Raw genomic sequence first — 23897 nt, forward strand, 5'->3', positions numbered from 1 at the left:
GATGGCGAGCGTTTAATTGCGGTCGCGGTCACCGATATTCTCTCCAATAGTGCCAGTGCGTTTTATACCTTCTTCGACCCAGACATCGATTTATCCTTAGGCACCTTAGCGGTCTTGCTGCAAATCACCTATTGTCAGAACGCTGGAAAACAGTGGCTCTATCTTGGCTATCAAATCGATGAATGCCCGGCTATGAACTATAAAGTCCGATTTGCGCGTCATCAAAGGCTAGTAAATCAGCGTTGGCAAGGGTAGAATACGCCCCAACTTTACTTAATTCATTTTTATCGGCCTTTCTCGCCGCTGAAAATCGCCCATTTTTTTAAAAGAGGATTAAATGGCTAAAGAAGACGTAATTGAGATGCAAGGCACGGTCCTTGATACTCTACCAAACACAATGTTCCGTGTTGAACTAGAAAACGGCCACGTCGTGACTGCTCACATCTCTGGTAAAATGCGTAAGAACTACATCCGTATTCTTACTGGTGACAAAGTAACTGTAGAGATGACTCCATACGATCTATCAAAAGGTCGCATCGTCTTCCGTGCTCGTTAATCTTTGATTATCAGACACCAACAAAAAAGCGGAGCTAGGCTCCGCTTTTTTGTTGGTGAATCACTGAAAAACTTTATTTACCCAGCGCTTCTTTGTAGTGCTCACGACACACCGACACGTATTTGTCGTTGCCCCCGATGGCCACCTGATCACCGTGAGCGATGGCGTTGCCCTCTTCATCGGTGCGAATCACCATGTTGGCTTTTCTTCCACAGTGACAAATCGTTTTCAGTTCAATCAGCTTATCTGCCCAAGAGAGTAAATACTTACTTCCTTCAAATAGCTCACCAAGAAAATCGGTTCTTAGACCATAACAGAGCACAGGAATATGCAGTTTATCCACCACTTCGGTCAACTGGTAAACTTGCTCTTTAGTGAGAAACTGACATTCATCGACCAAGATACAGTGACGCTTTTGTTGTTCGTTCAGCGCTTTGATCTCTGCAAAGAGATCCGTCTCAGCGCGAAACAGCTGCGCGTCAGATTGCAAGCCGATACGAGAGCTGACTTTACCGATGCCGTAACGGTCATCTAACGCTGCGGTAAAAATCACCGGCGTCATACCACGCTCTTGATAGTTAAAAGACGATTGAAGTAGTGTGGTGGATTTCCCTGCATTCATCGCAGAGTAGTAGAAGTACATCTGAGCCACGAAAGGTTACCTGTAGCAAAAGTGGCAACATGAGCATACTCAATGCGGCCGATTAAAATGACAAAAAGGGCTGAAAAGTCAGCCCTTAAGTTAAAATTATTTACGACGCCAGGTGGTCCCTTCTGGGCCATCTTCCAAAACGATACCCATATCGGTCAGTTTGTCTCGCGCCATGTCCGCGTTTGCCCAATCTTTAGCGGCGCGACTGTCGTTACGCAGTTTGATAAGCGCTTCAATCTCGGCCACTTCGCCGTCATTGCCCGCGTCGCCTTTTAGGAAAGCTTCGGGATCTTGACCAAGAATGCCGATGATGTCTGCCAATTCGCGCATCAGGACACCTAAACCGTTCGCGGCATTGATGTCTTCGTTCTTCAAGCGATTGATGTCACGCGCCATATCAAAGAGCACTGAATAGGCTTCCGGCGTATTGAAATCGTCGTTCATCGCTTCGGTAAAGCGAGTGATGTACTGCTGCCCGCCCGATGCGGAGGCCGACAGATCCAAGCCACGTAGCGCTGTGTACAAACGCTCAAGCGACGCACGCGCTTGGTTAAGGTTCTCTTCGCTATAGTTCAACTGACTGCGGTAGTGACCCGACATTAAGAAGTAACGCACGGTTTCTGCATCGTAATGACCCAACACATCACGGATAGTAAAGAAGTTACCCAGCGACTTGGACATTTTTTCTTTGTCGACCATGACCATGCCACTGTGCATCCAGGTGTTCACGTATTGTGTCCCGTGTGCGCAGCAAGATTGTGCGATTTCATTTTCATGGTGTGGGAACTGCAGATCGGAACCACCACCGTGAATGTCAAAGTGATTGCCCAAGATCGACGAGTTCATTGCCGAACACTCAATGTGCCAGCCAGGACGGCCCGGGCCCCATGGTGACTCCCACGTTGGCTCACCCGGCTTCGACATTTTCCACAACACGAAATCAAGCGGGCTGCGTTTTGCGCTTTCCACATCAACGCGCGCACCAGCTTGCAGCTGATCCAAATCCTGTTTTGACAACTTACCGTATTCGTCAAATTTGCCCACTTCAAACATCACGTCGCCATTATCGGCCACATAGGCAAAACCACGCTCGATCAGCTTTTCAACCAAGGCGATGATTTCAGGGATAAATTGTGTCGCGCGAGGTTCAACATCTGGGCGCTTCATATTCAAAGCATCAAAGTCAGCGTACATCTCACCGATAAGACGTTCTGTCAGCGCATCACAGCTCTCACCGTTTTCGTTTGCACGTTTGATGATTTTGTCATCAATGTCGGTAATGTTGCGCACGAACGTGAGATCGTAGCCTAGGTAGCGCAGGTAACGTGAGACCACATCAAAAGACACAAACGTACGGCCATGACCGATATGACAGAGATCGTAGATGGTGACGCCACAGACATACATGCCGACTTTGCCAGCGGTGATGGGTTTGAATTCCTCTTTCTGTCTTGTGAGTGTGTTATATATCTTTAACATGATCTCTATCTAATAAATGAGTGAAACAAAATAGTGGGGCAGTATATCAAGTCCTGCTTGGCGAAGTCATCCCTAACTCGGCGAAAAACCGACTATCCTTGTGACAAAGGGCCAGTACGTGAACAACACGACTGACTTTGGACGTAGGAAAGTCGTAAAACTTACGTTAGAATCTTGCCTTCACATAGAAAATCGACCGAAAGGACATAATCATGATCACCCTTCACACTAATTTTGGTGACATCAAAATTCAGCTAAACGAAGAGAAAGCACCGGAAACCAGCGCAAACTTCCTTCAATACTGCCGCGACGGTTTCTACGATAACACGCTATTTCACCGCGTTATCGACGGTTTCATGATTCAAGGCGGTGGCATGGAGTCTGGTCTTCGCGAAAAGGCTACTCGTGCTCCTATCAAAAATGAAGCAAACAACGGCCTAAGCAACAAAGTGGGTACATTAGCAATGGCACGTACCATGGAGCCGCACTCTGCAAGCTCTCAGTTCTTCATCAACGTAAACAACAACACCTTCCTAGACTTCCGCAGTGAAAGTCTTGACGGTTGGGGTTACTGTGTCTTCGCTGAAGTCGTTGAAGGTATGGACGTTGTTAACCAGATCAAAGGTGTCAGCACGGGTTCTTACGGCATGCACCAAGATGTACCGCTTGAAGATGTTGTGATCACTGGCACAACGATCGAAGAGTAATCTATCCAAAGAAGAGCTGCCTAATGCAGCTCTTTTTTCCTATATTGGGCGCTTTTACCCTAAACCTGTGATTGTTTTGCCCTACCCTTTCAGCCCACTGGGCTCGCCTGAACTCTGATTGCTTTATGACCACTCTGTTTATTTCCGATCTGCATCTCTCCCCTTCAACGCACGAAATCACCGCGTGTTTTATTCGCTTTATGCGCGAAGAAGCCAGCCAAGCCGACGCCTTATATGTCTTGGGTGATTTGTTCGAATTTTGGGTGGGAGATGACGATAAGTCTGAATTCGCGCAAACTATTCGTGACGAGTTTCGCCGCTTAACACGCTCTGGTGTGCCTTGCTATTTTACTCAGGGGAATCGTGATTTTTTGGTCGGTAAGCGCTTTGCAAAGCAAACCGGAGTCACCTTACTCGGGGATGAGACCGTCATTGATTTGTATGGTCAGCCCACCGTGATTCTGCACGGTGATACGCTGTGCACTGACGATGTCAGCTATCTTGAGTACCGAAAAAAAGTTCATCAGCCTTGGCTACAATGGGTGTTCAATCGTATCCCGATGTTCATCAAGCAGAAGATCGTCGCCAAGGTACAAACAGACATCAGTGCAGATAAGCAGACCAAATCCCTTGAGATCATGGATGTCAATCAGCAAGAAGTGGAGAGCGTGATGAATAAACACCATGTTGAGCTCATGATTCATGGCCACACTCATCGCCCGAATATTCACCGTTTTATCAGTAACGGAAAAAACCTGCATCGCGTCGTATTAGGGGATTGGTACACACAAGGATCGGTCTTAGTGGTTGATAAAACAGGATACGACCTACAAAATCGTGCATTCCTATCAACAAATTGACAAATAAGTACCAGATTTTTCAATAAATTGTGCCTATACTTAATTTCAATGTTCGGTAACACGTTGAAATTAGACTGCTACTTTGAAAACCTCATACATTGCACGCCAACCTATCTTAGATCGGCACAAACATACTATTGGCTATGAGCTGCTGTTTCGTGATGGCCCTAAAAACACGTTTCCAGAAATCGACCCTGAGCTGGCAACGAGTCGTTTGCTGTCTGATCATTTTATGTCCACCCACTACTCGACATTGGGTGACAAAGTTGGCTTTGTGAATTTCCCTTATCAAAGCTTGATCAATCGCGTGCCGACTCTATTTCCGTCGGCGAGCCTAGTGGTTGAAATTTTGGAAGACTGCCTGCCGACGCCCGAGCTACTCGAGGCGGTCAAAGAGATATATAAACTCGGCTATAAAATTGCGCTGGATGATTTTGTGCCTTCCCCTGAATGGAAAGCCTTTTTGCCGTATGTCTCGATCATCAAATTTGATATCCGTGTCGTCCCGATTGAAAAAGCGCGACTGTTCATTCGCAAGTTACAAGGCAGCAAAATCCAGTTTTTAGCAGAGAAAGTCGAGACGTATGAGGAGTTTAGTCACGCGCTTGAAGCCGGTTTTGACTATTTCCAAGGTTACTTTTTTAGTAAACCCGAGATCTTGCAGCGCAAATCGATCGAACCTTCCTTCATGACCATAGTGCAACTGCTCAGTGAGATTGCAAAATCCGACATCGATTATCAGCGGATTGAAACCTTGGTGAGTAAAGACGTCTCGCTCTCGTATAAATTGCTCACGCACGTCAACTCGTCTTCGATTGTCAGCACCAAGATTCAGTCATTTAAACAAGCGCTGATTTACCTGGGTGAAGATAGATTGCGTAAATTTGTATCCTTGGTGGCGCTCGCCTCCTCCCAAGACTCCAAACCCGAGTACCTTTACGGGTTGTCCATTCAGCGCGCACGCTACTGCGAATTAGTCGCGGCGAAGCTCGAGGAGAAGCTCGCCTCTGGCCAAGCGTTTCTTACGGGTATGTTTTCGCTGCTCGACAGTTTACTCGACAGACCGTTAGAACAAATCGTGGCGGAAATCCCCATTGATGAAGCCGTCAAGCATGCACTCACTGATGGTGAAGGGACGCTTGGGGTGTTGCTCAAGCTTGTCATCGCCTATGAACACGCACAATGGGACGAAGCCGCTGAACTCTGTCAACAGCTCGGCCTTGAGAAAGAAGTCGTTAGTGAATGCTACGATGAATCGGTACAATGGACGGCAGATTTACTGTCTAATTAACCCTGATTGTCCCTGATATAAGTAAAAAGCGGAGATTGGATGTCTTTATGTCCTTGTGAAAGTCAGCAGACTTATGAGTCTTGCTGCCTGCCGATTCATCAACATCATCAGAATGCCCATACACCAGAGCAACTCATGCGCGCTCGCTACAGCGCCCATGTCAAAGGTCTGGTTGATTTTGTTGTCGCCACCTATCACCCTTCGTGCGAAGCGGAGAAAGAACGCGATGCCATCGCAGATTCAATCGCGAGCGACTGGTGCGGCCTTGAAGTGGTATCCACCGCGCCGGGCGAGCATCATGATGAGGGTTTCGTCACCTTCAAGGCGTATTTCTCTGCCGAGCAAGGTCGCTCAACACAGACCTTATGCCTTGAAGAGCGATCTCGATTTGTCCGTGAAAATGGCTTGTGGTACTACATCGATGGAGAATTCCCACAAGCGAATCAGGCCAAGGTTGGTCGCAACGATCCTTGCCCATGTCAAAGCGGGAAGAAATTTAAAAAATGCTGCGGATAACGAATAAAATCAGAGACTAAGATTTATTCGGGTTCACTCGCAAAATGTCGTCTTGTTCTGCTTGAAACTGTTTTTTTAGCTCAGATTTTGACTTAAAACTGATCTCACCACCCTGCGCAACTGTCATATGTTGCGCTTCTACATTATGCTTAGACTGATACAACATCACAGCTTGCATGCAAGAATCTCGCTGCTGCTGCGAAAGTGGTGTACCCTCAGGCCACTTACCCGTCTCAACTGCATAGAGGAGACGCTCGTAAGCTTCTGGTGTAATTGAATTAATCAACTGCTCTGCGTCCATGACGTATCCTTTGGTTTCTGTTGTTTTTTGTTAAGGCCCTGACATTAACCGCCTCAATGAAGGCGTCAAGATAACGGCTAAGAATAAGTGTAACGGATCACAAGCAAACTTCGTATGAATCGACTTATCACACTGGTATTGATAGGGCTAGCGGCCACACTCACGGGCTGCTTTGAAGTTCGAAAAAATACCGACCAACTGTGTAAAGACACACCGGAACTTCGTTGCGAACGCCTGAATATGGATGATGGCCAATGTCGCGTTCCTCGTACCGATCTCATTTGGCACCGCTTTGAAGTCTTTAAGGACCCATCAGACCCAAATCTCATCAAAGAATACAATTTGCTGTCAGAGTATAAAAAGTGTCTAGAGCTAGCCTCTCAGATCCAACCCATTGATCAATCCAACCTGAAACAGCGGCGTTTTGAAGCACTGGTCAACTCGGGTAAGGATCTCGAAGCGCTAGTGAAAAAGCTCTCTGAATCCACCAGCCCACAAGCCCTCTACTTTCTCTGGAGTCGCACTGGGAGTGATTCTGCCCGCCGCGCCTTTCTTCAAATGGAAGGGTCACCTCAGCTTGAAAGCGCAGAAATGCAATATGCATTAGCCACGTTTTATACGGGTCGTGACCAAGAAAAAACCATCGCATTGCTTAAGCACGCGTTGGAGCTGACCAAGCGCTCGCCTGTCAACGTTGAAATATTGAAATCACTTGCCAGTATTCACTATCAAACCCATCAACGCGAACAAGCGTACGTTTGGGCGATGGTAGCGAAAGCCTTTGATGTGCCGATCGCTTCCGAGAAGGAGCTGCAATTGCTGTACGGTTTTGATAAGGACAAATATCGTCAGTTGGATGCGTTTGCAGACGATATTGAAGATGCGATTCGGGCCGGGAAATTTCAGCGCCAACAACTCGAAGGGCTTGATTAGCCTTAGGTTTTTAGTGGTTACTCACTTTGAATTGAATGGGTTCAATTTGAAAGTGAGTAACAACACACACAGCGTTTAACGCTGCCTTGCCATCAATTGTTGAAAACTAACGACACCGAGTTAACACAGAAACGCTCACCGGTGGTTTGTGGTCCATCTTCAAATACATGACCTAAATGGCTATCACAACGTGCACAGCGAATCTCTGTCCGCACCATTCCGTGGCTCAGATCCTCTAAGTAACGAATCGCATCGTCATTGATCGGCGCATCGAAACTTGGCCAGCCACAACCGGAATCGTATTTGTTATCTGAACGAAACAGCGGAGCGTCACAACAGGTACACGCGTAGATTCCCGTCTCTTTATTGTGCAGCAATTTACCGGAGAATGGTGCCTCAGTGCCCTGCTGTCTGCATACTCGATACTCTTCATCCGATAGCTTCTCACGCCAGTATTCATCAGGCTTGGTGACTTTTTCGCTATGTTGTTTCACTGACTTATTCTCCACATTCTCATTTTTATTTGTGACTTTTTTGTTGAAAAACTTGCGCAGTTTAACCTTTGTAGCACATACTTTGAAACCATAACAGAATGGCTAAACTTTAAGCAGCAGTTCAAGTCTTCAACGCATTTTACATCAACTGGTTAGGTATAAACTCCACTATCCGTTCAAAAAACAACCACTCGCGTTTAATTGTGAAAAAAAGCGACACTTTTTTTTGACATTAAACAAGTTAAGTCCGATTATCGGTTGCAGATTTTGACTGGGTTTTGTAATTTTACTACCAGTTATCTTTAATCAGAAATTAAGTTGTGGAGCAACTATAATGACTATCAAAGTAGGTATTAACGGTTTTGGCCGTATCGGTCGTTTCGTATTCCGTGCAGCGCAAGAGCGCAACGACATCGAAGTTGTAGGTATTAACGACCTTATCGATGTAGATTACATGGCATACATGCTGAAGTACGACTCAACTCACGGCCGTTTCAACGGTACTGTTGAAGTTGAAGGCGGTAACCTAATCGTTAACGGCAAAACTGTACGTGTAACTGCAGAGCGCAACCCAGAAGACCTAAAATGGGACGAAATCGGTGTTGACGTTGTTGCTGAAGCAACAGGTCTTTTCCTAACTGACGAGACTGCACGTAAGCACATCACTGCTGGCGCGAAGAAAGTTGTACTAACTGGTCCTTCTAAAGACGCAACTCCAATGTTCGTTAACGGCGTAAACTTCGACACTTACGCTGGTCAAGACATCGTTTCTAACGCTTCTTGTACGACTAACTGTCTAGCACCTATCGCTAAAGTTCTTAACGACAAGTTCGGTATCGAATCTGGTCTTATGACTACAGTTCACGCAACAACTGCAACTCAAAAAACTGTTGACGGTCCTTCTGCTAAAGACTGGCGCGGTGGCCGTGGTGCTTCTCAAAACATCATCCCATCATCAACTGGTGCTGCTAAAGCTGTAGGCGTTGTACTTCCAGAAGTAAACGGCAAACTAACTGGTATGGCTTTCCGCGTACCAACAGCTAACGTTTCTGTTGTTGACCTAACTGTTAACCTAGTAAACGGTGCTTCTTACGAAGACATCTGTAAAGCGATGAAAGAAGCGTCTGAAGGCGAACTAAAAGGCGTTCTAGGCTACACTGAAGACCAAGTAGTTTCTCAAGACTTCATCGGCGAAGTTTGCACTTCAGTATTCGATGCTAAAGCAGGTATCGCGCTAACTGACAAATTCGTTAAAGTTGTATCTTGGTACGACAACGAAATCGGTTACTCAAACAAAGTTCTAGACCTAATCGCTCACATCTCTAAGTAATCATCACTTTGAGATAAGCGTTTAGCGCAGAATTTTATAAAAGGCGGCTCTTGAGTCGCCTTTTTTGTATCTGAAATTTGAGAGCTCATTAATGGCGACACGCCTGCTCTCTATGGCACAGGAAACTTACATGGACTTATTAACGCTCCCTGCCCTGACTGTCTTGTCTGACAGTGTCACGATTGTCGAAGTCGACCAAGTAAAGGTGATTCGTATCATCCATGACAAAGCCAGCGCCGGTATTGCCCTGCATGGTGGTCATGTCATTTCATTCAAACCTCAAGGCCAAGAAGATCTCATTTGGATGAGTGAGCAAGCGGTCTTTGATGGTAAGGCCGCTCTGCGCGGTGGCATCCCGGTCTGCTGGCCATGGTTTGGACGCATTGCGGCCCCAGCACACGGCTTTGCTCGTACGAGCGAATGGGAATTGGTCGAGCATCGAGAAAATGAAAACGGTGTCATCGTTGAGCTGGCCCTTTTCTCAAGTGAAGAGACCCACGACATCTGGCCATATATGTTTGAGGCCCGACTTTTGATTGAGATTGGCGAAACACTGAGCGTCACCCTCAAGGTTATCAATATTGATGATCAAGCATGGACCTTCTCCGGTGCGCTGCATACCTACCTCAACGTAGGTGATATTACCCAAGTCCAGACAACAGGTATGGGCGCAGCGTACATCGATAGCCTTCAAGACGGGAAAGTATGCCAAGGCGGTGACGTGTTACAGTTGACCGACACCATCGATCGCGTCTATACCAAGCCTGAGCCCCAAATCAATGTGGAAGACCCAGTCTTTCATCGCACACTTACCGTTGAGAACCAAGGCCACAATTCCGCTGTCCTTTGGAACCCTTGGCAGCAAGGCGCGGCGGCGATGGCCGACATGCAAGACAGCGGCTATCAGCACTTTTTGTGTGTCGAGTCGACCCTGCATGCGACCTCTCTAGACACCGGTAAACGTCTTGAGCCAGGTGAGACTCACCAACTGGTCACCGTACTCTCCAGCGCGAATAAATAGCGCCTTACGTGACATCGTTGAGGGTAGAGCGGCGCTCTACCCTATTTCTGGGATTCGCTCGTCTAAGCTGATAAAATACAGCCCCCGAAATCGCCCAGAGCTCGATATGTCTTACTCCTGTCCTTTATGTCATCTGCCTTTATCGCAAGAAAAACAGCGCTACTCGTGTGAAAACCGTCACTCATTCGACGTAGCAAAAGAGGGCTACGTCAACCTGATGCCTGTGCATCACAAACGTTCAAAAGATCCTGGCGACAATAAAGAGATGATGCAAGCTCGGCGCCGATTTTTGGAAAAAACCTACTACCAACCCCTGCGACAACGCATTGCCGACTTATGCGCCGAAGCCTTAGTCGGTAGTGATCACCAGTTGCTTGATATCGGCTGCGGCGAAGGCTACTACACGACCCAAGTAGCACATCGGTTAATCGAACAACACGCAGCAGCAAACACATACGGTTTGGACATTTCCAAAATCGCCATCCGCTATGCCGCGAAACGTTACCAAAACTGCCTTTTCAGTGTTGCTTCAAGCCACCGCCTACCCTTTGCCGACCACTCACTCGATGGCGTGTTACGCATCTACGCGCCGTGCAAAGCGCAAGAGTTGCAACGCTGCGTGCGAGACAATGGCGTGGTCATCACAGTCACGCCAGCAGGACGTCATCTTTACCAGTTGCGAGAGCGAATTTATGACGATGTACGACTGCACAGCGAAGAAGCCGAATCGATTGAAGGCTTCGACCTTGAGCGGGAAGAAAAGCTCAGCTACCTCCTCCCCCTCGCCGATGGTGATGCGTTCGACCTATTGCAAATGACCCCATTTGCTTGGAAAGCCAGCGATTCTTTGCGTGACGAACTGAAAAACTCCACTATGTTTGAATGTGAGGCAGATTTTATGATTCGCATCTATCGTAAGCAGGCGTAACCCGGCACAAACTAGATAACAATTCTCATTTGCATTGTAAATATCCCGAGCCTCCTTTAGTATGCGAGCAGACCATTAGGAGGCCACGGTTTATGCTGATCCGTTTTATATTGACCCGTTTTGTTTGTTTTAGTGCTTGTATGACTCTGACCGCCTGTTCATACAGCGCAGCGTCACTCTCTCCATCCACTCGTTCAAACTCAGTGGCCTCTGATCCAAGCGCTGCTACCCCTATCGTTAGTTTTTATGACTATCAACTATACGACCCATCGGGAAAAGCCCTGTCACTCAATGCACTACCTGAAACCTTCACTCAGGCAGAGGTTATTTTGATTGGTGAATGGCATACTCATTCCGCTATCCATCGCTTTCAAGCCGATTTTATTAAGGCAATAGCGAGCCAAGGCCGAGACACCGCCTTGTCGATGGAGCAGTTTTCAAGAGACGCCCAACCCCATCTCAACGCCTACCTTAACGGTGAGATTGGAGAGCAAACACTGATCACATCGGGTAACGCTTGGCCTAACTATGAAAGTGACTATCGACCATTAGTCGAGCTAGCAAAAACGTTTAACTGGCCTGTCATTGCCGCCAACGCACCTAAATCAACGGTACGTTGTGTGGGCCGTGTCGGTTTACGCTACCTTGATCGCCTATCCGACGATGAGCGCCGCCTCGTGGCCGCTAAGATCAACACCGAGGACTCCGCATACAAACGCAAATTTATGGCCTCAATGCATCATGGCGAGCCCGCCCAAACCGAAAAACAGTACGCTGCTCAAATGACGTGGGATGAAACCATGGCGGAAAGCATCGTCCAATACCTCAATGACCACCCAGGCCACCAAGTCATTCATGTCGCAGGGAAGTTTCATACCGAACAAGGGCTAGGAACCAAAGCGTCTATTTTGGCGCGCAACCCCAACCTCTCTGTCGTGGTTATCACACCTATGTCTGATATCGCATCTATCATCGATGCCGCCAGCGAGCCTCAGCCTCTCAACACGGATTACCCATTGCACGTCTTAGCCCCACCTGTGCGCTTCGTCAAAATGGAAAATCAAATGGCGGCGTTTCATAAAATGTCGACCCGTCATGGGAGCAACAAGTGTCAGCCGACTGAAGCCCCCTAATCGACCTTAGCTGAACGCCTGCACTCGCGACCGATAAATAGGCATGATTTGTGCTTGATGGCTTTTCATACAAATAACGCATATTTTGCACAAGTTTTACACCACACTGCCGATACGTTATTTGAGGATGAAGTAAGGAGAACACTATGACCCCAGTAGGAATGGAGTCAGCGAAGCTGGCACCAACCCAGCAGGTTAAGCCTCAAGCCAACACCTCGGTTGCAGATAAAGGCGCTGCACCTTTAAAAGTTGAGCAAAACACGGTAACCCTTTCAGAGGAAGGGAAAGCACTGCTTGCCGCATTGCAAGAAATTGAGAAAGAGAGCCAAGCCAACAAAGCGGAAAAAACCGTCGGTGACAAAGTAGAGTCTTTCGCCCACGGTGCGCTAGGCATGGATCATCCAGATAAGATCAAAGAAGAGGAAGACGGCTCTTACTCTGCGGGGCAATATCTTTCCGCGGCGGCAACCGTTGGCGGCATTTTGCTGGCCCTAATCTAACATTGAGCGCTCAACGGTTCTCAATTGGTAAGGGATCAAGCCTTTGATTCGAGACGACAAAAATCTCAATTTGTTGTCGACCTTGCTGTGGCTTCATAATCATTTCGCATTGCAGAGATTAGGCATCCCCGATTGGGCATCCCGAATTGGGCATCCCGGTTTCTTAGCCATTGCGCCACTCCTTCCTAGTTTTAAAGCTCACTTCGGTGAGCTTTTTTATTGTCCTCGCTACTTTCATAAAAATCTTTTATCGAACTTCCCCCTTGAAGTTGCCATGAGAGACCCTATTTTTTCATCGAGCGCGAAGGAATCGCTCATATTGTGTCTTTTATTTTTTGTCCTAAGTAGGAGGCAAATCCAATGAATATTCGTCCTTTAAATGACAAGCTGATTGTTGAAAGACAAGAAGTGGAAAACAAATCTGAAGGGGGAATCGTACTAACTTCTCAATCGGTGAAAAAATCCACGCGCGGGAAAGTCATCGCAGTGGGTTTAGGCAAACGTCTTGATAATGGTGACCGCGCGTCAATGGACGTCAAAGTCGGTGATCACGTCATTTTCAATGATGGATACGGCGTGAAAACAGAAAAGATTGATGGCAAAGAGTATCTGATTCTCAGTGAGTCAGATGTGTTGGCTATCGTCGAATAATCTCGTTCTGTCATCTTTTTGAGGAGAAAATCATGGCTGCAAAAGACGTACTATTTGCAAACGAATCACGTCAAAAAATGCTCACTGGTGTCAATGTCTTAGCCAATGCGGTCAGAGTGACGCTTGGCCCTAAAGGACGCAATGTTGTTTTAGATCAGTCTTACGGTGCCCCTACCATCACCAAAGATGGGGTGTCTGTCGCCAAAGCCATTGAGCTAAAAGATAAATTCGAAAACATGGGTGCTCAAATGGTCAAACAGGTAGCATCCAAAGCGAACGATGAAGCGGGCGACGGAACCACTACCGCAACGGTACTGGCGCAATCGTTCATCAATGAAGGGCTAAAAGCGGTGGCCTCGGGCATGAACCCTATGGATCTTAAACGCGGTATCGACAAAGCGACGGAAGCCGCTGTGGCTAAATTACGCGATATGGCGAAACCTTGCAGCGATCAAGAATCGATTACGCAAGTTGGTAGTATCTCGGCCAATAGCGATCGCGCTATCGGTGAGATCATTGCCCAGGCGATGGAAAAAGTCGGCCGCAACGGCGTCATCACCGTTGAAGAAGGTCAGGGCCTGATCAACGAACTCTCAGTTGTCGAAGGCATGCAATTTGACCGTGGGTATCTCTCGCCGTACTTCATCACCAATCAAGACACAGGTACCGTCGAGCTCGACAATCCGTACATCTTGCTGGTCGATAAGAAAGTGAGCAGTATTCGTGAACTGCTGCCGATTCTAGAGTCAGTCGCTAAGGCCTCTCGTTCATTGCTGATTATCGCCGAAGACATCGAAGGTGAAGCATTGGCGACACTCGTCGTCAACAACATGCGTGGTATCGTTCGCGCAACCGCTGTCAAGGCGCCAGGCTTTGGCGACAACCGCAAAGCGATGATGGAAGACATTGCGGTGCTTACCTCTGGTACGGTTATCTCTGAAGAGATTGGCTTAGAGCTTGAAAAGACCACCTTGGAGCAGCTTGGTCAGGCTAAGAAAGTGACCATCACCAAAGACGCGACGACCATTGTAGGCAGCGATGAACAGCACCATGCAATTCAAGACCGCGTGGCAAGTATTGAAGCGCAAATGGCTTCGGCAACGTCTCAATACGATAAAGAGAAACTCCAGCAACGCATTGCGAAGCTCTCTGGCGGTGTGGCAGTGATCAAGATTGGCGCTGCCACTGAAGTGGAGATGAAAGAGAAGAAAGATCGTGTGGATGATGCGCTGCATGCAACACGAGCGGCCGTTGAGGAAGGTATTGTGGCAGGTGGTGGCGTCGCGCTGACCAAGATTGCCAAAGAGCTCGCCGATCTCAAAGGTGATAACGACGATCAAAACGTCGGTATTCGTGTCGCGCTACGTGCGATGGAAGAGCCACTTCGTCAAATCGCCATTAACGCCGGAGATGAAGCGTCCGTTGTCGCCAACGCGGTGAAATCAGGCGATGCGGACTATGGCTACAACGCCGCAACCGGTGAATATGGCAATATGATTGAGATGGGTATCTTGGACCCTGCTAAGGTGACCCGTTCCGCCTTGCAATTCGCCGCGTCAGTTGCAGGTTTGATGATCACCACCGAAGCCATGATCACAGACCACGTTGAGAGTGAGGAGGCCTAACCTTCTCTCACTGGCGCTCTAGAGCGTCAGTGCACACAAGCGGGCGACGTTGCCCGCTTGTCTTCCACTTTGGATTGTGAGGTAAGAGAGATGAAATCATTGCCATCAATACATTTCTCCGTTGCGGAGTGTGGCACCCGCCCAGCCCCCGCTTCGGCTTGGCCCGTCACCACGACCTTTCCCAGTCAAACGGCCGGTCCACTTTTCTCTATTATGAATCAACTGCCAAAACCCGTGCAGTTGCTCATCATCCGCTTTGATTTAGCTCCGCCAACACGCACCGAGCAACCCGTGGTCCATTGAGACAAAAGAGGGCGGATAAGAGGTTAAAGACGAGGACTTGTTGTCAATTCAACGACAAATCATTGGCTTAATCACGCGTAGGATGATTGAGTATGTGGTCTTCCCAATTGATCACGTCGATTTCGTACACCACTTTATTTCTGACGCTTTCGCCGGCGGCGTGCATCGCTGACTTAGAGCCAGTGCGCAGCGGGTGCCATTCGGGCAGTGGCTGGCCTTCTGCCATTAAACGGTAGGCACAGGTGTGCGGTAACCAGGTGAAATCATCGATGTCATCACGAGTCAGCTTGGTGCACTCTTCATGAGACTCAAAGCGATGTTCATAATCGCTGCACGAACAGGTTTTCGTGTTGAGTAAGCTACACGCCACATTGGTGTAGTAGATTTCATCCGTATCTTCATCCATGAGTTTGTGCAGGCAGCACTTGCCGCAGCCATCGCACAGAGATTCCCACTCTTGCTCCGTCATCTGCTCTAACGTTTTTGTTTGCCAAAAGGGTGCGCTCATAGACTCATCTTGGATTAGTTAAAGAAGGGGCGATTTATACCGTCTAGCGGCAAAAACTTCAAGATCTTGTACTGATCGTCTTGATGATTTTTGCTACTATCGCGCCTCAATTTTACTCAGGGGTATCAGGATGGATTGTCGACTCGGTTGCGGGGCTTGCTGTATTGCGCCCAGTATCTCATCACCGATTCCGGGGATGCCAAATGGCAAACCTGCCGGTGTTCGTTGCATTCAGCTCAATGAAGACAATCTCTGCAAGCTGTTTGGCTTACCAGAGCGTCCCAAAGTGTGCGCAGATTTCAAGCCGTGTCCTGTAGTGTGCGGGGCGACCAACCAGCAAGCGATGACCAATATCACCGAGCTTGAGCGTCTGACATAACACTTGGCGTCTGACGTAACCCTTGGCGTCTGAGGTAACAAAAGCAAACCAAGCACCACGCTCTGTCATGGGTGACAGATAAAAACATGGCCGCAGATGCGGCCATATTGATATTACTTCTGGGTGTAAAATGCAGGGCATTAAATCTTATGTCGCCCGAGCAGTGAATGAGACAGCGTTGTGCCATCCACCAGCTCTAATTCACCACCGACCGGCACACCATGGGCAATGCGACTAGCCGTGACTTGGTGCTCATGACACAACTCGGCAATGTAATGCGCGGTCGCCTCCCCTTCCACCGTTGGGTTGGTCGCAAGAATCACCTCGCTGATATCACCGCGGCGCAGGCGAAAGTCCAGCACATCCAAACCGATATCACTCGGCCCAATACCATCAAGGGGCGACAAGTGCCCCATCAACACAAAGTAACGCCCAGAATATTGACCGGTCGCTTCCACCGCTGCGATATCCGCAGGGCTTTCTACAACACAGATTTGTCCATTCTCTTGGCGTTTAGGATTGGTGCAGATATGGCAAACCTCTTCTTCAGTAAAGGTTCGGCATTCGGAGCAATGGCCGATTTCCGTCATTGCCTGACTTAACGCGTCGGCGAGTTGCACGCCGCCTTTTCTATCTCGCTGCAATAAATGAAAGGCCATCCGCTGTGCCGACTTGGGGCCAACCCCAGGTAGACAGCGCAAGGCCTCCATTAATTGTTCCAGCATGTGACTGGTACGCATTGACTCTCTTTCTCTATGAATTGTCCGTCATTCTCGTCGATTGCACGTAAACCTGTTACGCGCAGAGTGCGAGATTAGAACGGCATTTTCATACCAGGTGGTAATTGCATACCGCCTGTCACTGACGCCATTTTCTCTTTTTGCGTCTCTTCAACACGACGAGCGGCATCATTGAACGCAGCAGCAATGAGATCTTCTAGCATCTCTTTATCGTCTTCCATCAAGCTCTCGTCGATATCAACGCGGCGAACACTGTGGCTACCAGTAATGGTCACTTTCACAAGTCCAGCGCCCGATTCACCAGTCACTTCCATATTCGCAATTTCTTCTTGAAGCTTTTGCATGCGATCTTGCATTTGCTGGGCCTGCTTCATTAGGTTGCCCATACCGCCTTTACCAAACATGTTTATCTCTCTAGTTTGTCACTATATCGAATTAAATGGGGGCTGAATCAAATGAATTCAACCACCGGAAATTATATCGGTCGTACACTATCGCTATCGAGTTCAGCACCAAAACGCTGCTCGATAAACTGCACGTACTCATCAGCCGCTAGACTGCTAAAAGCTTGCTCAAGCTTGCCTTGATACAGCTTATCTCTTAACTCTAGCGGTGTTTCTCCTTTGTCACCAATCTCGACACTTAACTGGCACTCTTCGCCCAACACTCGATTGAGCTCCGAGAGCAGTTCACTTTGCGCTTTATCCGTGTTGAGGTGAGCCTGCTGTGGACGCAACGTCAGTTGGATAGAGCGACCATCTTTGACGAAATCCGAATTGAGCGCGAGTTGCTCAGTCAACTTAGCTGTATTGAGCTGACTGATGAGCTTTGCCCACTCGCTTCGCTCTAAGCTTTCATTGACGAGTTTATCGACCATCTCTGGCGTCTTCTCGTGCTCGAGCGCTTTTTTCAGCTGCGTGGGTTTCAGTTCCGGCTTTTGCTCATCCACGACTGGTTGGCTTGGCGTCCATTGATAGGGCTCAGGCTTCTCAAGCGATGCGTTGTTTGCCGACTCGTTTCTAGCCATGTGTGCAGCAGGCGACATCTGCGGCGCTCCGGCGTGTTTTTGCGCAACACGTTCGAGCACCGATTCAGGTTTGGCAGATGCCGCTTTAGCCTTTTTTGTTGACGCGCCTGGCGAGCTGCGCCCTTGACGCTGTGAACGCAATTGATGACGCAAACCACTAATGCCGCCGCTCACCCCACTTGACGCAGGCTTCTGCGTTGGAGGCGGTGTTGGCGCTGCTGGGGCTTGTGGGGCCGAAGCGGGCGTCATCTGTGCATACTCATCTCTGTCATACCCAGACGCGTCATGCATATCGTCATGCGGTGGCATGTCGTAATCGGCCATCGGTGGCTCATACGACGGTGCGCTTGGCATTGGCTGCGATAGCGCTTTAGGCTGAGGTGGTGTCGCTTCAGGCTGAGGTGATACCGCTGGAGAGGACATCGGCGCTTGAGGCGCAGCATGGCTGACTGGTGGCGCTGCAGATGGCACCGGCGCCTCTGCGACAGGTGCGCTGGATGTCTGCGTTGAGATTATATTGGCTTGCGACACCTCTTGTGGCCTAAATGCCACCATGCGCAACAGCACCATCTCTAAACCAATGCGCTCTGACGGCGCCAACGCGATGTCTTCACGCCCTTTCAACGCAATTTGGTAGAACAGTTGAATATCTTGCGGCGTTAACGCTTTGCTCAGCTGCACGACCTTGTCAGCGTCAGGCTGGCCTTTATCAAGCGAGGATGGCAAAGCCTGCACCATGGCTAATCGATGCAATTGACTGGCGAGTTGTTGCAACAATCCATCCCAATCCACACCGTTTTGCGCCATTTGCTCCACACTCGACATCACCACATCCACCGATTTCGAGCTGATCGCTTGCAGCAGATGCAAGGCTTGATCGGTGTCGAGTGTACCCAACATGTGCGCCACGCTTTCTTGGCTGATACTGCCATTGCCAAGAGCAATCGCTTGGTCAGTCAAACTGAGTGCATCACGCATACTGCCATCCGCCGCATGGGCAATCATACCCAATGCGCGTGCCTCTGCACTCACTTGTTCCTGTGCAAGGATATGATCCAGCTGTTGATGAATGGCATCGACCGTGATCGGCTTAAGATGAAACTGCAGACAGCGCGACAAAATCGTCACAGGCAGTTTTTGCGGATCGGTGGTCGCCAGAATAAACTTCACGTACTCTGGCGGCTCTTCCAATGTTTTCAGCAGCGCGTTAAAACTATGACGAGAGAGCATGTGCACCTCGTCAATCAGGTACACTTTAAAGCGTCCACGCGCTGGCTTGTACTGGACGTTGTCCAATAACTCTCGAGTATCTTCCACTTTGGTGCGCGACGCCGCGTCGATCTCTAATAGATCCACAAAGCGCCCTTGGTCTATCTCTTGACACGTATCACACTGACCACAAGGGTTGGCAGTAATACCCGTTTCACAATTTAGACCTTTGGCAAACAGTCGCCCAATCGAGGTTTTACCGACACCTCGCGTACCACTGAACAAGTACGCATGGTGGAGACGATTTTGAGCGAGTGCATTTTCAAGCGCCGTCAAAACGTGCGCTTGACCCACCACTTCACTGAATTTGGTTGGACGCCACTTTCGCGCTAAAGCAAGATAACTCATGAATAATTCCGATTAATGACCGTCAAATTCACAGATGCTGTAAACCGTAAGGCCGAGACCTTGCAGACGTTTATCACCACCGATTTCAGGTAGATTGATAACAAACGCCGCATGTTCGACCACGCCACCTAACTGTCTGATCAGTTTGGTGGTCGCTTCGATGGTACCGCCGGTTGCGAGCAAATCGTCCACCACCAGCACCTTGTCACCTTCTGAGATGGCATCGGTATGAATCTCTAGCGTATCAACGCCATACTCCAACTCATAAGATTGAGCGATGGTGTTGCGTGGTAGTTTGCCCGGTTTACGCACAGGGACAAAACCCACACCAAGCTCCAACGCCAACGGTGCACCAAACAAGAAGCCACGTGCTTCTGTACCAACGACTTTGGTAAAGCCTTGATCTTTATACTTATCCACTAAAAGTTGGATCGTGGCTTGGTAGGCTTTGGCGTTCTCCATCAAGCTCGTGACATCACGGAATAGAATGCCTGGCTTTGGATAGTCTGGAATGCTTTTGATGCTAGATTTGATGAATGCGATCGTTTCAGTTGTCATAGTTCATTACTTACTTTGGCTAAGTGGGCGCCTATCATTGTTATCATCGGCCACTTAATAATGGGTTTTGTGCCACTCGGATCCGGTATCTGACCAAATCACTGACTAAAATACGGTTCGTATAAAAAACAAACGCCCACCAATAGAGTGGGCACACTTCTGGGTAATCTTAGTGATTTTCTTCTCTATCGGCAAGCGGCTCCATCACAGGAAGACGCAAGAACCAACTGAGTAAAATCACCAGCATCACCACCAACATCGCTTTCAGCCATAGGTGAGGGACAACCCAAATTGAGAAGCTAAAACTGAGTACCATCGCGAGCGCGCCGCGCTGTTTTACACCGCGCGTTACCGCCCGGTTCTGATGCCAATTGATAATGATAGGCCCGAACGTCGGGTGTTGATGAAGCCAGCGGTGAAAGCGTGGACTGCTGCGCATAAAACAGGCGCTAGAGAGCAAAATAAACGGTGTGGTAGGAAGAACGGGAAGGAAGATGCCCAGTATGCCTAGGCATAAACTGAGCACACCAACAACATAGAAAAAGAATCTGCGTAGAGGAATGGTATGCTCCAGAACTGCGTTAGAAGCCTGCATATCCGTTGAACACGCGAATCCAAGTCAAGGTCGCGGGAAGCGTTGGGATCAACAGGGCTGCAATAAAGCCTAAAAAGTAAAAAATATTATACGGTTCTTTAAAATCTTTGTCTGCCATGGGCTGCTTCTCTTTTGGTAGGTGGCGATACGTTTCTTTCAATAATGAAAGTCCCATTAACGCAGTGCTGCCCTGCGTTTTAGGGTTATTTTTGTTTGGCGAGACTATACCTTAATGGTTAAAGCATAAACACCGAGCAGGTGTAAGGTTATTGATGAAATGAGAGGGAGTAACCCATCAACCCCAAAGACGAATTAGGCCTTTGGGATTGATCACTATTTGGGGAAATACATGGATGCGTTTAAGCGCTGCCACCACGGAAGATGTCTAAAGTAAAGCTGCTAGAACCTAGGCGGCTTAGGGATAACTGACACGCCGACTGTATCAAGAGATCGGTGGTGATGAAGTTTTTGGCGCAGTTTTCTCCCAACTTGACGCCAGAAGGGATATGTTGAGATTGGTACCCATTCGACCACTGTGCATCCAGCCCGGCAGGCAGCAGAGACAGCTTTCCTGAGCAAAGATCTGCCACCCCAAACAAGGCTTTCACCGGTACGCCGCAGTCGGAGCACTGCATGCCTTTCTCTAGAATATCCGCCAGATCTTTCAAATCCGCATTGAAGGATTTGAGGTTACGCAGATAATCATGGAACAAAGCGCGAACCAGCAGCGTCGCCGCTGGGCCATGATGATGGCTACTGGCCGAATCCACCAAATAGAAAGCAAATTGACCGTTCATAAGCCAGGCATAATCAAACACCAAAGGCATCACATCCGTCGATTGCAGTAAGCGGTAACTGCACTTCCAATCCCCTTGTGCGGTGTCTTTGTCTGGCAGCAGCGCATGGAGTAAATCTTTGGCCGCACTTGGGTTATCCTCTAGAAACTCCAAGTGCCAATGAAGCTCTTGCTCCTCAGGCATATCCCCACTATCGACACGAAACCACTGACTGGAAAAATCCCTGAGATCACTGAGGTGGTTGTCAGAATCCTCCAACGTCACTTCAATGGCGTTGGCGAGGTGTTCATAATTGGAAATCGGTTTAGGAAGGAAATCTTTGATGCCGTAACGCAGCGCCTTCGCCACATCAGACATCTCATCGGTCGCCGATACAACAATAAGCGGCATAGACGGGTACTCTAAGCTGACCTCCTCGACAAACTCGATACCATCAAGCACCGGCATCGACAGATCACATAAAATGAGGTCGGGGGAATGTTCCCTCAACTGTTTTAAACCTTCTAAGCCATCTGAAGCCTCGACGACTTCATAACCTTGTGCGGTTAGGAATCCCGTCGTAATGCGACGAAAGATAGGATCGTCATCAACGACCATAATGAGCTTTTGACTTGCAGCCAGTCGCGGATTCACCACCGAGGCCACCTGAACTGATTTGTGCATAAACCTTGCCTCACCCAAATTTGGATTATCAACATTATTGTTATTATTAACTGCTTGTTTGAAACACTTCTTAAAAAGTAGTCGCCACGGCCCATTTATACAAATATTCCACCGTAAATGAGGGATAGCTACTATATGTATGAATCCGGTAAGATCGGTGAAGTTGTTGATGTGCCTCAAGCTTTGACATGATATATAAAGATAAATTACCTAAATTCGTAACCAAAGTGTGTTCGACAGAATGAAATTAGATGATCTCAACCTATTTAGACTGGTGGTAGAAAATGGAAGCTATACCGCAACTTCCCGTAAAACCATGATTCCGGTCGCCACGATCACTCGACGAATTCAAGCGCTGGAAGACTCACTTAACCTTCGCTTGCTCAATCGACATGCAAGAAAGCTGTCACTGACTGAGGCGGGTGAGCGCTTTTTCAATGAGTGCTCTCCCCTGCTCAACCGTCTGACGATGACAGCAGAGGAGATCTCTGATGAATGTCGTGGCGCTGCGGGTAAAATTCGTATTACCTCTCCTTCCAATCTAACCAAACGCATGATGATGCCGATGTTCAATGCGTTTATGCTTCAATACCCTGATATCCATATAGAGCTTGATACCAGCACGCAATCCGACCACCTTGACCCCACCGAGTGGGATGTCATTTTCCGAGTGGGGCCGCAGCGAGATTCAAGCCTGATTGCACGTAAAATTAGCTCGGTCAAAGACATTTTGGTTGCCAGTCCAACGTATTTGCGCCTACATCCTGCACCGAAACACGCCGAAGAGTTGAGCCAGCATGCACTGCTCAAAGGTGCGCCGCTGCTCAAATGGCAACTCAAAAATCACAATGGCGAAGTGGTGGTCAATAATGATAAAGGCCGCTTCCAAGCCAATACGCTCAATGTCGTTCGCAGCGCGTGTTCTGAAGGGCTTGGCATTACGCTCATGCCGGATGTGATGATTCGCGAGTACATTGAGGATGGCAGCCTTGTCCAAGTGCTCGATGACTGGATCGCTAACCCTCGTGATATTTATATGCTGTATAACCACAAAGATCACTTACCCGAGAAAGTCCGTTTATTCATCGACTTTGTGATCGCGTTCAACCTGCATTAAAAAAGCGCCTGATTGTTTTCAATCAGGTGCTTTTCTTTCTTTGTCCGTCAAGGATTACAAATACTCGACGAATTTACTCAACTCGCGATGGGGCACTTTCATTGGCTCACTATCGGGCGTACCAAGATAGAGGAATCCGACGATTTGATCTTCTCCCTGCAAGCCAAAAGCTTGATGCACATTCGGGTGGAACATCCAAGGGCCAGAGCGCCAGAACCCTTGGAAGCCCTGTGCAACCGCCGCCATCTGCATCGCTTGCACGGCACAACCTGCAGATAGGTGCTGCTCAAGTGCTGGCACTTTGTCGTGCTCCGTCACTTTTGCGATCACCGTGATCACCATAGGCGCGCGAAAAGGCGCATTTTTCACTTTTTCAAGCACAGCGTCATCACTGTTGTCCGCCACCGCAGCACGGTGCAAAATCGCAGACAGCTTATTGAGCCCTTCCCCTTGAGCAATCACGAAACGCCACGGCGTCAACCCCGCATGATCCGGCGCGCGCAGGCCTGCGCGAATGATGTTTTCTAATGCGACTCCCTCAGGAGCCGGGGCAGACAGTTTGCCGACTGAGCGACGGTTGAGCAGTAAATCAAGCGCATCCATTTGATATCCTTAA

29 protein-coding genes and 1 pseudogene are annotated in these 23897 nt (G+C 48.6%); 17 read left to right on the forward strand and 13 right to left on the reverse strand.

Annotated elements, in window-relative coordinates; translation table 11 throughout:
• A pseudogene (locus tag AC6R0S_RS16190) lies at positions 1 to 255 on the forward strand (arginyltransferase); the annotation flags it as partial.
• Between the two features lie 82 nt (positions 256 to 337).
• Positions 338 to 556, forward strand: coding sequence for a translation initiation factor IF-1 (gene infA / locus AC6R0S_RS16195; RefSeq protein ID WP_001040192.1), 219 nt, complete (start codon positions 338 to 340; stop codon positions 554 to 556).
• Positions 557 to 629: 73 nt separating this feature from the next.
• Here the strand turns inward: infA and AC6R0S_RS16200 are convergent, their stop codons facing one another.
• Complete coding sequence (locus tag AC6R0S_RS16200) at positions 630 to 1208, reverse strand: thymidine kinase (protein WP_500625810.1); 579 nt, start codon at positions 1206 to 1208, stop codon at positions 630 to 632.
• A gap of 96 nt (positions 1209 to 1304) precedes the next feature.
• Positions 1305 to 2687, reverse strand: a complete 1383-nt coding sequence (cysS, locus tag AC6R0S_RS16205) for a cysteine--tRNA ligase (RefSeq protein WP_500638369.1) — start codon at positions 2685 to 2687, stop codon at positions 1305 to 1307.
• 212 nt (positions 2688 to 2899) lie between these two features.
• On the opposite strand from cysS, the gene AC6R0S_RS16210 reads away from it, so the two are divergent.
• The 4 genes from AC6R0S_RS16210 to AC6R0S_RS16225 all read left to right on the forward strand — a co-directional run bounded on the left by AC6R0S_RS16210 (position 2900) and on the right by AC6R0S_RS16225 (position 6061).
• On the forward strand, positions 2900 to 3394 hold the full coding sequence (locus tag AC6R0S_RS16210; RefSeq protein ID WP_334551042.1) for a peptidylprolyl isomerase: 495 nt from the start codon (positions 2900 to 2902) through the stop codon (positions 3392 to 3394).
• Positions 3395 to 3519: 125 nt separating this feature from the next.
• The gene (gene lpxH / locus AC6R0S_RS16215) at positions 3520 to 4254 is read left to right on the forward strand and encodes a UDP-2,3-diacylglucosamine diphosphatase (RefSeq protein WP_500638370.1); all 735 of its coding nucleotides are present in this window, start codon (positions 3520 to 3522) and stop codon (positions 4252 to 4254) included.
• 82 nt (positions 4255 to 4336) lie between these two features.
• Positions 4337 to 5545: an EAL and HDOD domain-containing protein gene (locus tag AC6R0S_RS16220; RefSeq protein WP_500631905.1), complete on the forward strand. Its 1209-nt coding sequence runs from the start codon at positions 4337 to 4339 to the stop codon at positions 5543 to 5545.
• A 39-nt stretch (positions 5546 to 5584) separates the two neighbouring features.
• Entirely contained in the window at positions 5585 to 6061 is a 477-nt protein-coding gene (locus AC6R0S_RS16225) for a YchJ family metal-binding protein (RefSeq protein WP_500629095.1), read from the forward strand.
• A 16-nt stretch (positions 6062 to 6077) separates the two neighbouring features.
• On the opposite strand, the gene AC6R0S_RS16230 is transcribed toward AC6R0S_RS16225, so the two are convergent.
• Entirely contained in the window at positions 6078 to 6362 is a 285-nt protein-coding gene (locus tag AC6R0S_RS16230; protein WP_334551047.1) for a YeaC family protein, read from the reverse strand.
• Between the two features lie 114 nt (positions 6363 to 6476).
• Between AC6R0S_RS16230 and AC6R0S_RS16235 the strand changes: the two genes are divergently transcribed.
• A complete protein-coding gene (locus AC6R0S_RS16235; RefSeq protein ID WP_500638371.1) occupies positions 6477 to 7295 on the forward strand; it encodes a DUF2989 domain-containing protein in 819 nt (272 codons plus the stop codon).
• 92 nt (positions 7296 to 7387) lie between these two features.
• On the opposite strand, the gene msrB is transcribed toward AC6R0S_RS16235, so the two are convergent.
• Positions 7388 to 7789, reverse strand: a complete 402-nt coding sequence (gene msrB / locus AC6R0S_RS16240; protein ID WP_334551050.1) for a peptide-methionine (R)-S-oxide reductase MsrB — start codon at positions 7787 to 7789, stop codon at positions 7388 to 7390.
• 334 nt (positions 7790 to 8123) lie between these two features.
• Between msrB and gap the strand changes: the two genes are divergently transcribed.
• From gap to AC6R0S_RS16280, 8 genes are all read left to right on the forward strand, one after another.
• Entirely contained in the window at positions 8124 to 9119 is a 996-nt protein-coding gene (gap, locus tag AC6R0S_RS16245) for a type I glyceraldehyde-3-phosphate dehydrogenase (RefSeq protein ID WP_334551052.1), read from the forward strand.
• A gap of 130 nt (positions 9120 to 9249) precedes the next feature.
• Positions 9250 to 10140 (forward strand): D-hexose-6-phosphate mutarotase, encoded by an 891-nt coding sequence (locus tag AC6R0S_RS16250; protein WP_500634172.1) that lies wholly within the window; start codon positions 9250 to 9252, stop codon positions 10138 to 10140.
• Between the two features lie 106 nt (positions 10141 to 10246).
• Positions 10247 to 11068: a 23S rRNA (guanine(745)-N(1))-methyltransferase gene (rlmA, locus tag AC6R0S_RS16255; RefSeq protein WP_500638408.1), complete on the forward strand. Its 822-nt coding sequence runs from the start codon at positions 10247 to 10249 to the stop codon at positions 11066 to 11068.
• A 140-nt stretch (positions 11069 to 11208) separates the two neighbouring features.
• Entirely contained in the window at positions 11209 to 12201 is a 993-nt protein-coding gene (locus AC6R0S_RS16260; RefSeq protein WP_500638372.1) for a ChaN family lipoprotein, read from the forward strand.
• 146 nt (positions 12202 to 12347) lie between these two features.
• Positions 12348 to 12701, forward strand: a complete 354-nt coding sequence (locus AC6R0S_RS16265; RefSeq protein ID WP_500629099.1) for a hypothetical protein — start codon at positions 12348 to 12350, stop codon at positions 12699 to 12701.
• Between the two features lie 360 nt (positions 12702 to 13061).
• Positions 13062 to 13352, forward strand: coding sequence for a co-chaperone GroES (locus tag AC6R0S_RS16270; RefSeq protein WP_334551057.1), 291 nt, complete (start codon positions 13062 to 13064; stop codon positions 13350 to 13352).
• Positions 13353 to 13384: 32 nt separating this feature from the next.
• A complete protein-coding gene (gene groL / locus AC6R0S_RS16275; RefSeq protein ID WP_500634163.1) occupies positions 13385 to 14977 on the forward strand; it encodes a chaperonin GroEL in 1593 nt (530 codons plus the stop codon).
• A 90-nt stretch (positions 14978 to 15067) separates the two neighbouring features.
• Positions 15068 to 15280, forward strand: coding sequence for a hypothetical protein (locus tag AC6R0S_RS16280; protein ID WP_500638373.1), 213 nt, complete (start codon positions 15068 to 15070; stop codon positions 15278 to 15280).
• A 67-nt stretch (positions 15281 to 15347) separates the two neighbouring features.
• Here the strand turns inward: AC6R0S_RS16280 and AC6R0S_RS16285 are convergent, their stop codons facing one another.
• Positions 15348 to 15788 (reverse strand): YcgN family cysteine cluster protein, encoded by a 441-nt coding sequence (locus AC6R0S_RS16285; protein WP_334551061.1) that lies wholly within the window; start codon positions 15786 to 15788, stop codon positions 15348 to 15350.
• A 130-nt stretch (positions 15789 to 15918) separates the two neighbouring features.
• Between AC6R0S_RS16285 and AC6R0S_RS16290 the strand changes: the two genes are divergently transcribed.
• Complete coding sequence (locus AC6R0S_RS16290; protein WP_500625797.1) at positions 15919 to 16167, forward strand: YkgJ family cysteine cluster protein; 249 nt, start codon at positions 15919 to 15921, stop codon at positions 16165 to 16167.
• Positions 16168 to 16307: 140 nt separating this feature from the next.
• Here the strand turns inward: AC6R0S_RS16290 and recR are convergent, their stop codons facing one another.
• The 7 genes from recR to AC6R0S_RS16325 form a co-directional block, all read right to left on the reverse strand.
• Positions 16308 to 16907 (reverse strand): recombination mediator RecR, encoded by a 600-nt coding sequence (recR, locus tag AC6R0S_RS16295; RefSeq protein WP_334551065.1) that lies wholly within the window; start codon positions 16905 to 16907, stop codon positions 16308 to 16310.
• Between the two features lie 74 nt (positions 16908 to 16981).
• Positions 16982 to 17311: a YbaB/EbfC family nucleoid-associated protein gene (locus AC6R0S_RS16300; RefSeq protein WP_005380618.1), complete on the reverse strand. Its 330-nt coding sequence runs from the start codon at positions 17309 to 17311 to the stop codon at positions 16982 to 16984.
• A 71-nt stretch (positions 17312 to 17382) separates the two neighbouring features.
• Positions 17383 to 19551, reverse strand: a complete 2169-nt coding sequence (dnaX, locus tag AC6R0S_RS16305; protein WP_500638374.1) for a DNA polymerase III subunit gamma/tau — start codon at positions 19549 to 19551, stop codon at positions 17383 to 17385.
• Between the two features lie 12 nt (positions 19552 to 19563).
• On the reverse strand, positions 19564 to 20109 hold the full coding sequence (apt, locus tag AC6R0S_RS16310; RefSeq protein ID WP_334551070.1) for an adenine phosphoribosyltransferase: 546 nt from the start codon (positions 20107 to 20109) through the stop codon (positions 19564 to 19566).
• Between the two features lie 169 nt (positions 20110 to 20278).
• On the reverse strand, positions 20279 to 20704 hold the full coding sequence (locus tag AC6R0S_RS16315) for a YbaN family protein (RefSeq protein ID WP_500631897.1): 426 nt from the start codon (positions 20702 to 20704) through the stop codon (positions 20279 to 20281).
• Positions 20691 to 20822 (reverse strand): hypothetical protein, encoded by a 132-nt coding sequence (locus AC6R0S_RS16320; RefSeq protein ID WP_334551071.1) that lies wholly within the window; start codon positions 20820 to 20822, stop codon positions 20691 to 20693. The genes AC6R0S_RS16315 and AC6R0S_RS16320 overlap by 14 nt, the downstream gene beginning before the upstream one ends.
• A gap of 241 nt (positions 20823 to 21063) precedes the next feature.
• Positions 21064 to 22164 (reverse strand): response regulator, encoded by a 1101-nt coding sequence (locus AC6R0S_RS16325; protein WP_500631896.1) that lies wholly within the window; start codon positions 22162 to 22164, stop codon positions 21064 to 21066.
• A gap of 241 nt (positions 22165 to 22405) precedes the next feature.
• Between AC6R0S_RS16325 and AC6R0S_RS16330 the strand changes: the two genes are divergently transcribed.
• Positions 22406 to 23281: a LysR family transcriptional regulator gene (locus tag AC6R0S_RS16330; RefSeq protein ID WP_500631895.1), complete on the forward strand. Its 876-nt coding sequence runs from the start codon at positions 22406 to 22408 to the stop codon at positions 23279 to 23281.
• A gap of 54 nt (positions 23282 to 23335) precedes the next feature.
• Here the strand turns inward: AC6R0S_RS16330 and AC6R0S_RS16335 are convergent, their stop codons facing one another.
• Positions 23336 to 23884 carry an NAD(P)H nitroreductase gene (locus AC6R0S_RS16335; protein ID WP_487903248.1) on the reverse strand — a complete coding sequence of 183 codons (549 nt, stop codon included), beginning with the start codon at positions 23882 to 23884 and terminating at the stop codon, positions 23336 to 23338.
• Between the last annotated feature and the right edge of the window lie 13 nt (positions 23885 to 23897).

It is taken from the genome of Vibrio sp. R15-SG3-ISO1B (genome assembly GCF_059833835.1).

Excerpts from the sequence above, each read along its gene's own strand:
- AC6R0S_RS16270 (WP_334551057.1), top strand. The coding sequence starts at position 13,062 with ATGAATATTCGTCCTTTAAATGACAAGCTGATTGTTGAAAGACAAGAA.
- AC6R0S_RS16210 (WP_334551042.1), top strand. The coding sequence starts at position 2,900 with ATGATCACCCTTCACACTAATTTTGGTGACATCAAAATTCAGCTAAAC.
- AC6R0S_RS16330 (WP_500631895.1), top strand. The coding sequence starts at position 22,406 with ATGAAATTAGATGATCTCAACCTATTTAGACTGGTGGTAGAAAATGGA.
- AC6R0S_RS16235 (WP_500638371.1), top strand. The coding sequence starts at position 6,477 with ATGAATCGACTTATCACACTGGTATTGATAGGGCTAGCGGCCACACTC.
- lpxH (WP_500638370.1), top strand. The coding sequence starts at position 3,520 with ATGACCACTCTGTTTATTTCCGATCTGCATCTCTCCCCTTCAACGCAC.
- gap (WP_334551052.1), top strand. The coding sequence starts at position 8,124 with ATGACTATCAAAGTAGGTATTAACGGTTTTGGCCGTATCGGTCGTTTC.
- AC6R0S_RS16265 (WP_500629099.1), top strand. The coding sequence starts at position 12,348 with ATGACCCCAGTAGGAATGGAGTCAGCGAAGCTGGCACCAACCCAGCAG.
- AC6R0S_RS16315 (WP_500631897.1), bottom strand. The coding sequence starts at position 20,704 with ATGCAGGCTTCTAACGCAGTTCTGGAGCATACCATTCCTCTACGCAGA.
- AC6R0S_RS16230 (WP_334551047.1), bottom strand. The coding sequence starts at position 6,362 with ATGGACGCAGAGCAGTTGATTAATTCAATTACACCAGAAGCTTACGAG.
- AC6R0S_RS16335 (WP_487903248.1), bottom strand. The coding sequence starts at position 23,884 with ATGGATGCGCTTGATTTACTGCTCAACCGTCGCTCAGTCGGCAAACTG.
- AC6R0S_RS16260 (WP_500638372.1), top strand. The coding sequence starts at position 11,209 with ATGACTCTGACCGCCTGTTCATACAGCGCAGCGTCACTCTCTCCATCC.
- cysS (WP_500638369.1), bottom strand. The coding sequence starts at position 2,687 with ATGTTAAAGATATATAACACACTCACAAGACAGAAAGAGGAATTCAAA.
- AC6R0S_RS16280 (WP_500638373.1), top strand. The coding sequence starts at position 15,068 with ATGAAATCATTGCCATCAATACATTTCTCCGTTGCGGAGTGTGGCACC.
- apt (WP_334551070.1), bottom strand. The coding sequence starts at position 20,109 with ATGACAACTGAAACGATCGCATTCATCAAATCTAGCATCAAAAGCATT.
- AC6R0S_RS16300 (WP_005380618.1), bottom strand. The coding sequence starts at position 17,311 with ATGTTTGGTAAAGGCGGTATGGGCAACCTAATGAAGCAGGCCCAGCAA.
- AC6R0S_RS16290 (WP_500625797.1), top strand. The coding sequence starts at position 15,919 with ATGGATTGTCGACTCGGTTGCGGGGCTTGCTGTATTGCGCCCAGTATC.
- AC6R0S_RS16325 (WP_500631896.1), bottom strand. The coding sequence starts at position 22,164 with ATGCACAAATCAGTTCAGGTGGCCTCGGTGGTGAATCCGCGACTGGCT.
- AC6R0S_RS16285 (WP_334551061.1), bottom strand. The coding sequence starts at position 15,788 with ATGAGCGCACCCTTTTGGCAAACAAAAACGTTAGAGCAGATGACGGAG.
- dnaX (WP_500638374.1), bottom strand. The coding sequence starts at position 19,551 with ATGAGTTATCTTGCTTTAGCGCGAAAGTGGCGTCCAACCAAATTCAGT.
- infA (WP_001040192.1), top strand. The coding sequence starts at position 338 with ATGGCTAAAGAAGACGTAATTGAGATGCAAGGCACGGTCCTTGATACT.
- AC6R0S_RS16250 (WP_500634172.1), top strand. The coding sequence starts at position 9,250 with ATGGACTTATTAACGCTCCCTGCCCTGACTGTCTTGTCTGACAGTGTC.
- AC6R0S_RS16225 (WP_500629095.1), top strand. The coding sequence starts at position 5,585 with ATGTCTTTATGTCCTTGTGAAAGTCAGCAGACTTATGAGTCTTGCTGC.
- AC6R0S_RS16320 (WP_334551071.1), bottom strand. The coding sequence starts at position 20,822 with ATGGCAGACAAAGATTTTAAAGAACCGTATAATATTTTTTACTTTTTA.
- rlmA (WP_500638408.1), top strand. The coding sequence starts at position 10,247 with ATGTCTTACTCCTGTCCTTTATGTCATCTGCCTTTATCGCAAGAAAAA.
- recR (WP_334551065.1), bottom strand. The coding sequence starts at position 16,907 with ATGCGTACCAGTCACATGCTGGAACAATTAATGGAGGCCTTGCGCTGT.
- groL (WP_500634163.1), top strand. The coding sequence starts at position 13,385 with ATGGCTGCAAAAGACGTACTATTTGCAAACGAATCACGTCAAAAAATG.